A 12,127-nucleotide genomic window follows, 5' to 3' on the forward strand; every position below is an offset into this window, starting at 1 on the left:
TGAGGCGTCCTTCTCTTTCGCGCGACCCCCGTCATTGGGCATGGTGGAATACGGGCACACGCCGGCCGGTTGTGGCGGTTAGATTTGGTTGACACGTCAACAGTCGGCGAGAGGGAGTGACGCGAGATGCAGTTCGGGATCTTCACGGTGGGGGACGTGACCACCGATCCCACCACGGGGCGGACGCCTACCGAGCACGAGCGCATCAAGGCGACGGTGGCGATCGCGAAGAAGGCCGAGGAGGTCGGCCTGGACGTCGTCGCGACCGGCGAGCACCACAACCCGCCGTTCATCGCGTCGGCGCCCACGACGACCCTGGCCTACATCGGCGCGCAGACCGAGCGGATCATCCTCTCGACGGCCACCACGCTGATCACGACGACCGACCCGGTGCTGATCGCGGAGAACTACGCCAAGCTGCAGCACCTCACCGACGGCCGGGTCGACCTGATGATGGGCCGCGGCAACACCGGCCCGGTCTACCCGTGGTTCGGCAAGGACATCCGCGACGGCATCGCGCTGGCTGTGGAGAACTATGCGCTGCTGCACCGGCTGTGGAGGGAGGACGTCGTCGACTGGCAGGGGCGGTTCCGCACGCCGCTGCAGGGCTTCACGTCCACGCCGCGGCCGCTGGACGGGGTGCCGCCGTTCGTGTGGCACGGCTCGATCCGCAGCCCGGAGATCGCCGAGCAGGCCGCCTACTACGGCGACGGCTTCTTCCACAACAACATCTTCTGGCCGATGTCGCACACGAAGCAGATGGTGAGCCTCTACCGCCGCCGCTTCGAGCACTACGGCCACGGCGCGGCCGACACCGCCATCGTCGGGCTGGGCGGGCAGGTGTTCATGCGGCCCAACTCGCAGGACGCGATCCGCGAGTTCCGCCCGTACTTCGACGTCGCGCCGGTGTACGGCCACGGCCCCTCGCTGGAGGAGTTCATGGACCAGACGCCGCTGACGGTGGGCAGTCCGCAGCAGGTCATCGACCGGTACGCGGCCATGCGCCACGACGTCGGCGACTACCAGCGCCAGCTGTTCCTGATGGACCACGCAGGCCTGCCGCTGGACATCGTCCTGGAGCAGCTGGAGATCCTCGGCACCGGGGTCGTGCCGGTGCTGCGCAAGGAGATGGCGATCGGCCGGCCCGAGCACGTGCCCGACGCGCCGACGCATGCGTCGCTGGTCGCGGCGGCGGGCGGGGCACGCGACACGACGGTGCATGCCGAGGACGACGTGACCGGCCGGGCGGCGGAGAACGCGGAGGACACGGAGACGACGGCGGAGGCCGCCCGATGAAGACGTCGCGCCGCATCGCGGTCGTGTCGGCGGGGCTGCGCCAGCCCTCGTCGACGCGGCTGCTGGCCGACCGGCTCGCCGACGCGGCCGGCCGACAGTTCGCCCTCCGCGAGGTGGACGTCGACCTGCGGGTCGTCGAGCTGCGCGAGCACGCGCACGACCTGACGAACCACCTGCTCAGCGGCTTCCCGAGCGCGTCGCTGGAGCGGGCGATCCAGTCGGTGACGACGGCCGACGGGCTGATCGCGGTGTCGCCGATCTTCACCGCCTCCTACAGCGGCCTGTTCAAGACCTTCTTCGACGTGGTCGACGCCGACGCGCTCGAGGGGATGCCCGTGCTGCTCGGCGCGACCGGCGGGACGGAGCGGCACTCGCTGGCGCTCGAGCACGCGATGCGGCCACTGTTCACGTACCTGCACGCGATCGTCGTGCCGACCGGCGTCTACGCGGCCACCTCCGACTGGGGTTCGGAGACCGGCGGCGACGGTGCCGGCGACCCCGACGGCAACCCGGGCGCGCCGACCGGCCTGACCCGCCGCATCGAGCGCGGCGCGCGTGAGTTCGCCGAGCTGGTGACCGGCCGCGAACCCCGGCAGGCGGCCGACCCGTTCGCCGTCCCGACCCCGTTCGAGCAGCTCCTCGCCGAGAACTGACACAACCGCCCGCCCTCGCCGCGGCGTCTATCCTGCAGCGGCCGAGGAAGGTGGAAGTGGATGCGGGCGGACCTCGAAGAGTCGTTCGTCACCCTCGCGAGGCGGGAGCTGCCGGCACTGCGCCGGCTCGCCTACGCGATGTGCGGTGACTGGCACCGGGCGGACGACCTGGTGCAGGAGGCGCTGGAACGCGTGTACGCCGCCTGGCCGCGCGCCCACACCGCCACCGACCCGGGCGCCTATCTGCGCACCACACTGGTGCGGCGGGTGTTCAGCGAGGCGCGGCGGCCGTGGCGGCGGCGTGAGCACTCGCGCGACGAGCTGCCCGAGTCGTCCGCGGGCGACCACGCCGGTGGTGTCGCCCACCGCCTCGACCTCGCCGGTGCACTGGCCGGGCTGACGGTCAAGCAGCGCGCGGTCGTGGTGTTGCGCTACCTCGAGGACCGGCCGGTGGACGAGGTCGCGGCGATCCTCGGCATCGCGGCGGGCACGGTGAAGCGGCAGAGCCACGACGCGCTCGCCCGGCTGCGCCGCGACCTGACCGGACAGTACCTGGCGGAGAACGGCGGAGGTGTGCGATGACGGACGAGACGATCACCCAGCTGCGCGGCGCGGCGGCCACGACCGAGCCGCCGGCACCGTTCGACCTCGACGCGGCGGTGCGGGGCGGACGGGCCCGGGTCCGGCGCCGCCGCAGGACCGGCGCGGGCGTCGTCGCCGCGGCGGTCGCGGTCGCCGCCGGTCTCGCGCTGCCGTCGTCGCCGGCCTCGGTGTTCGACGGCGAGGCGGCCCGGCAGCCGCGCACGGAGGACGTCCCACAGCCGGTGGTGGCTCCGGTCGTCGCCGACGACCCGATGAAGTCGGCCGTCTGGGCGGCGGTGGACGAGGCGCTGCCGCCCGACGTCGAACCGGTCGCCGACATCGTGGGCGATCCGGTCGAGCCGAGTCTCGCCCTGCAGTTGCGGCGCGGCGACCAGCGGTTCGCCGCCACCGTCATCGTGCACGAGGACCCCGCCGAGGCGTTCCGGCCGTGCAGCGAGCCGACCCCCGAGCTGGGGGTCACCGTGGCCCCGTGGCCGTGCGTCGAGGGCGAGGACGACGCGGGGCGCTGGCGGGTCCAGGCCGACGTGCTGGGCGGCGGCACCGGGCTGGTCTCGCTCGTCGACGGCACCAACGGCGTCCTGGTCACCTGGGACGTCCTGGAGGGCGTGACGCTGACCCGGGACGAGGGGACAGCGCTGGCCGAGGCCGCGCTCTCGGTCGCCGCGGAGGGCACGATCGCGTGGTCGACGGGGGTGGACCTGGAGGCGACGGAGGCCGGCTGGGACGAGCTCCGGTCGGCCGTCGAGGCCGAGCTGGACCGGGGCGCCCTTACGGAGCTGAGTCCGCCGGACTTCGCTATCGAAGACACCGGCCGCGGCCAGGTGATCGGGCGGTACGTGCTGCCCGACGGCGTCGAGGTCGAGGTGGAGGTCTGGCAGCGTGCGGCACCGTACGACGCGGTGTGCCTCACGGTCACCAACGCGTGCAGTCCGCTGCCCGGGCAGAGCGTGGAGACCGGGCAGGACGAACGCTCCGGCCAGGAGGTCAGCACGCAGCTCGGCTCCCGTGCCGTCGTGGCACTCCGTATCGCGAGCTATGACCAGGCGCTGGACAGCATGGTCGCCGCGGTGGAGCGGGTGGCCGAGCTGTTGCCGCGCACCGGTGACTGACCTGCGCGGACGGGGTCAGCTCATCGCCGCGGGCGCGGCCGACATCAGCAGGTCGACCTGGACCGGCGCCAGCGCGTGGTCGATGACCATGACGGCGGCGCCGATGATGCCGGCGCGGTCGCCGGTGCTGGACTGGACGATCCGCAGGTCCTGGGTGGCCAGCGGCAGCGACCGCCGGTAGACGATCTCGCGGACGCCGGCGATGAGGTGCTCGCCGGCCTGCGAGAGCGACCCGCCGATGACGATGACCGACGGGTTGAACAGGCTCACCGCGGCCGCCAGCACCTCGCCGATGTCGCGGCCGGCCTGCCGCAGCAGCTGCAGCGCCTCGATGTTGCCGCCGCGGGCCAACCCCACGACGTCGAAGCTGGACGAAGCCGCGGTGCCGCGGGCGGCCAGTTTGGCGGCGATGGCCGCTCCGCTGGCGACGGCCTCGAGGCAGCCGGTGTTGCCGCAGCGGCAGACGACGTCGGTGCCGTGCGGCAGCTGGAGATGGCCCATGTCGCCGGCGGCGCCCTGCGCGCCCCGGTGCAGCCGGCCGTCGCTGATCAGGCCGCTGCCGATGCCGGTGGCGACCTTGACGAACATCATGTGCGGCGCGTCGCTCCAGACGACGTGGTGCTCGCCCAGCGCCATGATGTTCACGTCGTTGTCGACCAGCGAGACCGCGCCGAACCGGTCCTGCAGGAAGCCCTGGACGTCGAAGCCGTCCCAGCCGGGCATGATCGGCGGGCTGACCGGGCGGCCGGTGGAGTGCTCGACCGGGCCGGGCAGGCCGATGCCGACGCCCAGCAGGTCGTCGGGGTCGCGGCCGGCCTCGCGGATGAGCTCGTGGCCGACGCGGTCGACCCAGTCGAGGACGACCTCGGGGCCGGCGGCGACGAGCAGGTCGTCGGCGGACTGGGCCAGCACCTCGGCAGCGAGGTCGGTGAGCGCCAGCCGGGCGTGCGTGGCGCCGATGTCGGCGGCCAGCACGTACCGGGCGTTGGGGTTGAACGCGAACCGGGTGGGCGGCCGTCCTCCGGTGGAGGCGGCCTTGTCGGCCGGGCCGATCAGGTTGCTCGCGAGCAAGGCGTCGACGCGCTGGGTGACGGTCGAGCGGGCCAGACCGGTCTCGGCCGCGAGCTCGGCGCGCGTGCGCGGCCGGCCGTCGCGCAGCAGCTGGAACAGGGACCCCGGCGAGTACATCGAGGAGCCGTCTGGCTGGAAGTTTGCCGGCCGTGACGTCGTGACGCCTACGCCTTCGAGCATGGCACTAGTGAAACACACCAGACTTCCATCTGTGCAACATCCGCACATGCGGTAACGACCACGCAACTTTTGCTTGACGTGCATGCAAAAGTGCCTCTAAGTTCCTCTGCCATGGCAGTGACTCCGATCACAGACCGCGCGGCCGGTGAGAACCCCCTTCCCGAAACGGACTATCGGGCGGCGATCGTCGGCACCGGCTTCATGGGCCGTGTGCACGCACGGTCGGTCCAGGTGGCAGGCGGCCGGGTGGTCGGGGCCGTGGGCTCCACGCTGGAGCGCGCGGCGGCGGCGCAGAGCGACCTGCAGGCCGACGCGGTCTACGCGACGCTCGACGAGCTGCTCGACCGCGCCGACGTCGACGTCGTCCACGTCTGCACCCCCAACCACCTGCACGAGTCGGTGGTGCTCGCCGCGCTGGCCGCCGGCAAGCACGTCGTGTGCGAGAAGCCGCTCGCGACGTCCACCCCGGCCGCCGAGGCGATGACCGCCGCGGCGCGCGAGGCCGGCCGCATCGCCGCCGTCCCGTTCGTCTACCGCTTCCACCCGATGGTCCGCGAGGCCCGCGAGCGGGTCCGCGCCGGCGAGGTCGGCACCATCTTCCTGGCCCACGGCAGCTACCTGCAGGACTGGCTGCTGCACCCGACCGACGACAACTGGCGCGTCGACCCGCACCTCGGCGGCCCGACCCGCGCCTTCGGCGACATCGGCTCGCACTGGTGCGACCTGATGGAGTTCGTGACGGGGGAACGGATCGCCCGGCTGTCGGCCCAGTCGTCGACGGTGAACAAGCTGCGTGGCGTCGAGACGCTGCGCGACGTCACCACCGAGGACGTCGTGGTCGTCCAGTTCGCCACCCGCAGCGGCGCGATCGGCTCGGTCGTCGTCAGCCAGGTGTCGGCCGGGCGCAAGAACCGGCTGCTGCTGGAGGTGTCCGGGTCGCGCGGCTCGCTCGCGTTCGACCAGGAGAACCCCGAGCAGCTGTGGTGGGGCGGCCGCGCGCGCAGCAGCCAGCTGGTCCGCGACCCCGAGACGCTCAGCTCGGCCGCCGCCCGGTACGCCCGGGTCCCGGCCGGCCACCCGCAGGGCTACCAGGACTGCTTCGACGCGTTCGTCGCGGACACCCAGGCGGCCATCGGCGGCCACGTCCCCGACGGCCTGCCGACGTTCGACGACGGCTTGCGCGCGGCCCGGCTGGCCGAGGCCGTCATCACGTCGGCCCGCGACAGCGAGTGGGTGGAGGTGCCCACATGACCGAGGTGGCGAGCCCCGCCACGACGCTGCTGCGGATGAGCGGCATCGAGAAGTCCTTCCTCGGCGTCCGCGTCCTGCACGGCGTCGACCTCGACCTGCGCGCGGGCGAGGTGCACGCGCTCATCGGCGAGAACGGCGCCGGCAAATCGACGCTGATGAAGATCCTCGCCGGCGTCTACCAGGCCGACGGCGGCACCGTGCAGCTCGACGGCGTGGACGTGCGGTTCGAGCACCCGCTGCTGGCCCAGCAGGCCGGCGTGTCGACCGTCTTCCAGGAGTTCAACCTGCTGCCGGAGCGGACCGTCGCCGAGAACGTGTTCCTCGGCCGCGAGCCGCGCCGCAACCGGCTGGTCGACGCCGGCCGGATGAACGCCGAGACGGCCACGCTGCTCGCGGACCTCGGGCTGACCTGGCTGACGCCGGAGACCCGGGTCCGCTCGCTGTCGGTGGCCGGCCAGCAGATCGTCGAGATCGTCAAGGCGCTGTCCTATGACGCGCGGATCATCTCGATGGACGAGCCGACCGCCGCGCTGGCCGACGAGGAGGTGGAGCTGCTCTACCGCCTCATCGTGCGGCTGAAGGAGCGCGGCGTCGCCATCCTCTACGTCTCGCACCGGCTCAAGGAGATCTTCGACCTCTCCGACCGGGTGACGATCCTCAAGGACGGCGCGCTGGTCGACACCGCCGCCACCGCGGAGATCACCTCCGACGAGCTGGTCCGCAAGATGGTCGGCCGGCCGATCTCGAGCTTCTTCCCGGACAAGCTGCCGGGCACCGAAGCCGGCGACGTCCGCCTCGAGATCCAGGGCGGCGGCAACGAGCAGCTCGACGGCATCGACCTGCGGGTCCGCGGCGGCGAGATCGTCGCGCTGGCCGGGCTGCAGGGGAGCGGACGCACCGAGATCGCGCACGCGCTGTTCGGCGTCGACCGGTTCACCCGCGGCACGGTGCGGCTGGACGGCCGCCCGCTCACCGCGCGGACGCCGCGGCAGGCCGTTCGGGCCGGGCTGGCGCTGGTCACCGAGGACCGCAAAGGCGAGGGCCTGGTGCTGAACCAGTCGATCGCCGCGAACGCCCGGCTGGTGCTGGACGCCGTCCTGCCGCGCCGCGCGTCGCAGAGCACCCGCCGGATCCCCGGCATCCTGTCGTCGCTGGAGCTGGTCTCGCAGGGCAGCGGCCAGGAGGTGCGCTTCCTGTCCGGCGGCAACCAGCAGAAGGTCGTGCTGGCCAAGTGGCTGGCCACCGAGCCCAAGGTGATCGTGCTCGACGAGCCCACCCGCGGCATCGACGTCGGCGCGAAGGAGCGGGTCTACACGCTGATGCGCGAGCTGTCCGCGCAGGGCGTGGCGATCCTGATGATCTCGTCCGAGCTGCCCGAGGTGCTCGGCATGGCCGACCGCATCGTCGTCCTCCGGGACGGCCGCGTCGCCGGCGAGCTGCCCGGCGGTCCTGGGGGCGCCGACGAGGAGAGCGTGATGGCTCTGGCCACGGGCCACGACGTCGAGGAGGAGCAGCGATGAGCCGGGCTGTCGCGGTCACGGGCACCGGGAAGGCCGCCCGCCGCCGGCTGGGCGCCACCGAGCTGGTGTGGCTGGCGCTGGTCGGGGTGACGGTCATCGGCGCGATCCTGGTGGCGCTGGACGACCAGAACCTGTTCAGCATCGCCAACACCCGCGACGTCCTGAGCCGCTCCAGCCTGCTCGGGTTCGTCGCGATCGGCCAGACGCTGGTCATCCTGTGCCGGTCGCTGGACCTGTCCGTCGGCTACGTCATGGCGCTGAGCAGCCTGATCGCCGCGACGACGATGAACGGCGACCCCGCGCGGGTGCCACTGGCCATCGTCGCCGTGCTGCTGGTGTCCGGCGCGATCGGCCTGTGCAACGGCCTCATCGTGACGGTGCTGAAGGTCAACCCGTTCATCGCGACGCTCGGCGTCGGCCTCATCATCAAGGGCTACCTGGACACCGAGTACCAGGGCCCGGCCGGCGACGTGCCCAGCTCGTTCCAGCAGTTCGGCTTCAGCCGCATCGGCCCGATCCCGGTGTCGACGCTGGTCATGCTGATCGTGGCGGTCGCCGGCATCCTGTTCCTGCGCAAGACGCGCACCGGCTACCACATGTTCGCCGTCGGCGGCAGCGCGGACGTCGCGCGGCTGTCCGGCATCCGCACCGGCCGCGTCCTGGTCACCGCGCACGTGCTCTGCTCGATCGCCGCGGGGCTCGGCGGCCTGCTCATCGCCGCCCGGTTCGGCACCGGCAGCGCACTGGTCTACAACTCCGGCTACGACCTGGAGTCCATCGCCGCCGTCGTGCTCGGCGGGACGCTGCTGATGGGCGGCCGCGGCGGCATCGGCGGGACGATCGCCGGCGTGCTGATCCTGGCCGTGCTGGACACCGTCTTCAACATCCTCGCGGTCGACCCGTTCTTCAAGGACGTGCTGCGCGGCGCCATCATCGTCGCCGCCGTCGCGATCTACGCCCGCCGGCAGATCGACCGGAAGGCCAGCCGGGTCAGATTCGGCGGCGACGGCGGCTCCGCGCCACCCGATCCCGTCCCTGACAGTCCTGTTCCCGCGGGTAGCACGGGAGGTGCGCGATGAGCGTCACGACACAGCAGCCCGCCCAGGGGCCCGCGCCGCAGCGCAGCGCCGGCGCGCGCGCCGGCGACCTGCTCGCCCGCGTCTTCGGCGGCGGCAGCGCCACCGTGTTCGCCCTGCTGATCGTCGTGTTCGTGGCGATCTTCATCGTGAACCCGAGCTTCGCCGAACCGCCGTCGCTGATGGCGTTCCTCAAGCAGGCGGCGCCGCTGATGATCCTGGCCATCGGCCAGTACTTCGTCATCGTGTCCGGCGAGTTCGACCTGTCGGTCGGGTCGCTGGTGGGCGCGCAGGTGGTCATCGCCGCCGCACTGATCGACGGCGAGGACGGCCGGACCGTCCCGGTGATCCTGCTCATGATCGGCTTCGGCATCCTCGTCGGCCTGGTCAACGGGCTGATCACGACGCTGCTCAAGGTGCAGTCCTTCATCACCACCCTCGGCATGATGCTGGTGCTCTACGGCGCGATCCGGTTGTGGACCGGCGGCGCACCCACCGGCGCACTGTCCGAGGCGTTCCGCCAGCCCGGACGCGGCGGCATCGACATGTCGGTCGTACGGCAACTGCCGTGGGCGTTGATGATCCTCATCGGGATCGCCCTCATCGCCGTGGCGGTCATGCGCAGCTCGTACGGCCGCACGTTGATCGCCACCGGCGACAACGAGCGCGCCGCGGGGTTCTCCGGCGTCCGGGTCTGGCGGGTACGCACGCTGGCGTTCGTCGTCTCCAGCGTGCTGGCCACGCTCGCCGCGATCCTCATCGGCGGCTACGCGGGCGTCACAGCACAGGTGGGCCAGGGCCTGGAGTTCACCGCGATCACCGCGGTGGTGCTCGGTGGCGTCGCGCTCGGCGGCGGCCGCGGCTCGGTCGTCGCGGCCATGGCCGGCGCGCTCACCCTCGAGGCCCTGTTCGTCCTGTTCAACCAGTTGAGCATGCCGTCGACCATCCGGCCGGCGGTCCAAGGCGCGATCATCATCGCGGCCGTCGCCTATGCGGCCCGCGAGCGAGCGCGCCCCCGGCACCACCAGGAAGTCCCGACCCAACCGCAACCGAACCACGTCTGAATTCGCTCGTCACCCAAGGAGGGGGAACGATGCGCACAACGCGCGCTCTACTGGCGGCGTCGGCTGCCGCGGCCCTGATGCTCGCGGCCTGTACCACCGACGAGCCATCCGACACCGCGGCGCCCGATGAGACCGCGACCGAGGACGCGGGCGCCGGGGGCGAGGAGGAGGAGACGGCCGACGGCGAGTTCTTCGTCCGCGCCGACTTCGACCGTCAGCTCGCCCAGCGTGACATCGAGCCCGAGGGCGACCCGGCCACCCCGTGGCTGCAGGCGATCGAGCCCGAGTACGTCGACACCGCGGAGTTCGCGCAGGACGGCAACACGCTGTGCTTCTCCAACGCCTCGGTGAGCAACCCGTGGCGGGTCACCGGCTGGATCACCATGCAGCAGCAGGTCGAGGTGCTGCAGCAGCAGGGCCTGATTGGTGAGTTCCGCGTCTCCGACGCCGCCGACGACGACAACAAGCAGATCTCCGACATCCAGGCGTTCATCGACGCCGGGGACTGCAACGCGATCATCATCTCGCCGTCGACGACGGCCACCCTCACCCCGGCGGTCGAGGCGGCCTGTGCGAGCGGCGTGCCGGTCATCGTGTTCGACCGCGGCGTCAACACCGATTGCATGGTGACGTTCATCCACCCGATCGGCGGCTACGCCTACGGCGCCGACGCGGCGGAGTTCCTGGTCGAGAACCTGGAGCCGGGTTCGACGGTGCTGGCGCTGCGCATCCTCCCGGGTGTGGACGTGCTGGAGAACCGCTGGGCGGCGGCGCAGGAGATCTTCGGCGACAGCGAGCTGGAGGTCCTCGGCGACGAGTTCACCGGCGGCGACGGCGCGGAGATCAAGAACATCGTCACGCAGTACCTGCAGCGCGGCGAGGTCGACGGCATCTGGATGGACGCCGGCGACGGCGCCGTCGCGGCCATCGAGGCGTTCGAGGACACCGGCAACGACTACCCGGTCATGGCCGGCGAGGACGAGCTGAGCTTCATGCGCAAGTGGCAGGAGACCGGCATGACCGCCGTCGCGCCCGTCTACTCGAACTTCCAGTGGCGCACCCCGATCCTCGCCGCGACGATGATCTGGGCCGGCGAGCAGGTGCCCTCGGAGTGGGTGCTCCCGCAGGACCCGATCACCGAGGACGACCGCGACGACTTCCTCGACCGCAACGCGGACATGCCCGCCCTGCACTACGCGAAGTTCGGCGGCGAGGACCTGCCCGGGTTCCCGACGGCCTGGCAGGACCGCTGACCCGCTGACGCACCCGGCCACCCGCCGATCACCGGTACGCCGCAGCGTGCCGGTGATCGGCGGGACCCGGGGGAGGGGAGCTGACGACCGATGACCCGACGCTTCGGGGTCAACACCTGGGTGTGGACGTCACCGCTCACGGACGCTGCCCTCGCCGAGCTGGCGCCGCGGATCAGTGGCTGGGGGTTCGACGTCGTCGAGCTGCCGGTCGAGAACCCCGGCGACTGGGACCCCGTCCGGGCGGCGAAGGTGCTCGGAGACCACGGCCTGACGGCGGCGGTCGCCCTGGTCATAGGCGACGGCCGCGAGCTGGTCGGCACGGACGAGGGCACCGTCGCCCGCACCCGCGACTACCTGCGCCACGTCGTCGACGTCGCCGCGACGGTAGGCGCACCGGCAATCGCCGGACCGGCGTACGCGTCGGTCGGGCGGACCTGGCGGATGACCCCGGCCGAGCGGGCCGGCCACTACGCCGAGCTGCGCGACGGCCTGAGCCCGGTGGTCGAGCACGCCCGCGCCGCCGGCGTGACCGTCGCCGTCGAGCCGCTGAATCGTTACGAGACCAGCCTGATCAACACGGTCGACCAGGCGCTCGAGGCGATCGACGGGCTGCCGGAGGACGGCATCGGCCTGGCGCTGGACGTCTACCACATGAACATCGAGGAACAGTCCATCATCGGCGCGATCGCGCGGGCGGCCGGCCGCATCGCGCACGTTCAGGTGTGCGCCAACGACCGCGGCGCGCCGGGTGCGGACCACCTCGACTGGCCCGGCATCGTCGCCGCGCTGGACGCGGCGGGCTACACCGGCCCGCTGGTCATCGAGTCCTTCACCGCCGACAACGCGACGATCGCGACGGCCGCCTCCATCTGGCGGCCGCTGGCCGCGAGCCAGGACGCGATCGCCGTCGACGGCCTGTCCTTCTTGAGAGGAGTGGTGGAGCAGCCCGCCTGATCAGCAGTCGTCACGTTCGACCGCAGGCGCCGGCACGCCGCGGGGTTTCGAGAAGCAACGTCGCTCATTCCCTGGAGGAACCCCTCATGCTCGTGGC

Annotated in this window: 11 protein-coding genes; 10 read left to right on the forward strand and 1 reads right to left on the reverse strand. The window is 72.0% G+C overall.

Annotation, left to right across the window (positions count from 1 at the left end; genetic code table 11):
* Positions 1–126: 126 nt before the first annotated feature.
* The 4 genes from BLV05_RS15705 to BLV05_RS15720 are packed head-to-tail and all read left to right on the forward strand — an operon-like array spanning position 127 to position 3,661.
* Complete coding sequence (locus BLV05_RS15705) at positions 127–1,296, forward strand: LLM class flavin-dependent oxidoreductase (RefSeq protein WP_046769828.1); 1,170 nt, start codon at positions 127–129, stop codon at positions 1,294–1,296.
* A complete protein-coding gene (locus tag BLV05_RS15710; protein ID WP_046769827.1) occupies positions 1,293–1,949 on the forward strand; it encodes an FMN reductase in 657 nt (218 codons plus the stop codon). The genes BLV05_RS15705 and BLV05_RS15710 overlap by 4 nt, the downstream gene beginning before the upstream one ends.
* A 60-nt stretch (positions 1,950–2,009) precedes the next feature.
* Complete coding sequence (locus BLV05_RS15715; protein ID WP_046769826.1) at positions 2,010–2,531, forward strand: SigE family RNA polymerase sigma factor; 522 nt, start codon at positions 2,010–2,012, stop codon at positions 2,529–2,531.
* Positions 2,528–3,661 (forward strand): hypothetical protein, encoded by a 1,134-nt coding sequence (locus BLV05_RS15720; RefSeq protein WP_046769825.1) that lies wholly within the window; start codon positions 2,528–2,530, stop codon positions 3,659–3,661. Before BLV05_RS15715 ends, BLV05_RS15720 begins: the two co-directional genes overlap by 4 nt.
* A gap of 15 nt (positions 3,662–3,676) precedes the next feature.
* Here the strand turns inward: BLV05_RS15720 and BLV05_RS15725 are convergent, their stop codons facing one another.
* Positions 3,677–4,849: an ROK family transcriptional regulator gene (locus BLV05_RS15725; RefSeq protein ID WP_152690846.1), complete on the reverse strand. Its 1,173-nt coding sequence runs from the start codon at positions 4,847–4,849 to the stop codon at positions 3,677–3,679.
* Positions 4,850–5,023: 174 nt separating this feature from the next.
* Here BLV05_RS15725 and BLV05_RS15730 point away from each other — a divergent pair, with 174 nt between their 5' ends.
* The 6 genes from BLV05_RS15730 to BLV05_RS15755 all read left to right on the forward strand — a co-directional run bounded on the left by BLV05_RS15730 (position 5,024) and on the right by BLV05_RS15755 (position 12,030).
* The gene (locus BLV05_RS15730; protein WP_046769823.1) at positions 5,024–6,163 is read left to right on the forward strand and encodes a Gfo/Idh/MocA family protein; all 1,140 of its coding nucleotides are present in this window, start codon (positions 5,024–5,026) and stop codon (positions 6,161–6,163) included.
* Positions 6,160–7,683: a sugar ABC transporter ATP-binding protein gene (locus BLV05_RS15735; RefSeq protein WP_046769822.1), complete on the forward strand. Its 1,524-nt coding sequence runs from the start codon at positions 6,160–6,162 to the stop codon at positions 7,681–7,683. Before BLV05_RS15730 ends, BLV05_RS15735 begins: the two co-directional genes overlap by 4 nt.
* Positions 7,680–8,762, forward strand: a complete 1,083-nt coding sequence (locus tag BLV05_RS15740) for an ABC transporter permease (RefSeq protein WP_046769821.1) — start codon at positions 7,680–7,682, stop codon at positions 8,760–8,762. The genes BLV05_RS15735 and BLV05_RS15740 overlap by 4 nt, the downstream gene beginning before the upstream one ends.
* A complete protein-coding gene (locus tag BLV05_RS15745) occupies positions 8,759–9,823 on the forward strand; it encodes an ABC transporter permease (RefSeq protein WP_046769820.1) in 1,065 nt (354 codons plus the stop codon). Before BLV05_RS15740 ends, BLV05_RS15745 begins: the two co-directional genes overlap by 4 nt.
* A gap of 29 nt (positions 9,824–9,852) precedes the next feature.
* A complete protein-coding gene (locus BLV05_RS15750) occupies positions 9,853–11,076 on the forward strand; it encodes a substrate-binding domain-containing protein (RefSeq protein WP_046769819.1) in 1,224 nt (407 codons plus the stop codon).
* A gap of 90 nt (positions 11,077–11,166) precedes the next feature.
* Positions 11,167–12,030 (forward strand): sugar phosphate isomerase/epimerase family protein, encoded by an 864-nt coding sequence (locus BLV05_RS15755; protein ID WP_046769818.1) that lies wholly within the window; start codon positions 11,167–11,169, stop codon positions 12,028–12,030.
* Positions 12,031–12,127: the final 97 nt, after the last annotated feature.

This window comes from Jiangella alkaliphila (genome assembly GCF_900105925.1).
In the GTDB taxonomy this organism is placed as follows: Bacteria; Actinomycetota; Actinomycetes; order Jiangellales; family Jiangellaceae; genus Jiangella; species Jiangella alkaliphila.

Excerpts from the sequence above, each read along its gene's own strand:
- BLV05_RS15705 (WP_046769828.1), top strand. The coding sequence starts at position 127 with ATGCAGTTCGGGATCTTCACGGTGGGGGACGTGACCACCGATCCCACC.
- BLV05_RS15750 (WP_046769819.1), top strand. The coding sequence starts at position 9,853 with ATGCGCACAACGCGCGCTCTACTGGCGGCGTCGGCTGCCGCGGCCCTG.
- BLV05_RS15730 (WP_046769823.1), top strand. The coding sequence starts at position 5,024 with ATGGCAGTGACTCCGATCACAGACCGCGCGGCCGGTGAGAACCCCCTT.
- BLV05_RS15710 (WP_046769827.1), top strand. The coding sequence starts at position 1,293 with ATGAAGACGTCGCGCCGCATCGCGGTCGTGTCGGCGGGGCTGCGCCAG.
- BLV05_RS15755 (WP_046769818.1), top strand. The coding sequence starts at position 11,167 with ATGACCCGACGCTTCGGGGTCAACACCTGGGTGTGGACGTCACCGCTC.
- BLV05_RS15735 (WP_046769822.1), top strand. The coding sequence starts at position 6,160 with ATGACCGAGGTGGCGAGCCCCGCCACGACGCTGCTGCGGATGAGCGGC.
- BLV05_RS15725 (WP_152690846.1), bottom strand. The coding sequence starts at position 4,849 with ATGTACTCGCCGGGGTCCCTGTTCCAGCTGCTGCGCGACGGCCGGCCG.
- BLV05_RS15715 (WP_046769826.1), top strand. The coding sequence starts at position 2,010 with ATGCGGGCGGACCTCGAAGAGTCGTTCGTCACCCTCGCGAGGCGGGAG.
- BLV05_RS15745 (WP_046769820.1), top strand. The coding sequence starts at position 8,759 with ATGAGCGTCACGACACAGCAGCCCGCCCAGGGGCCCGCGCCGCAGCGC.
- BLV05_RS15740 (WP_046769821.1), top strand. The coding sequence starts at position 7,680 with ATGAGCCGGGCTGTCGCGGTCACGGGCACCGGGAAGGCCGCCCGCCGC.
- BLV05_RS15720 (WP_046769825.1), top strand. The coding sequence starts at position 2,528 with ATGACGGACGAGACGATCACCCAGCTGCGCGGCGCGGCGGCCACGACC.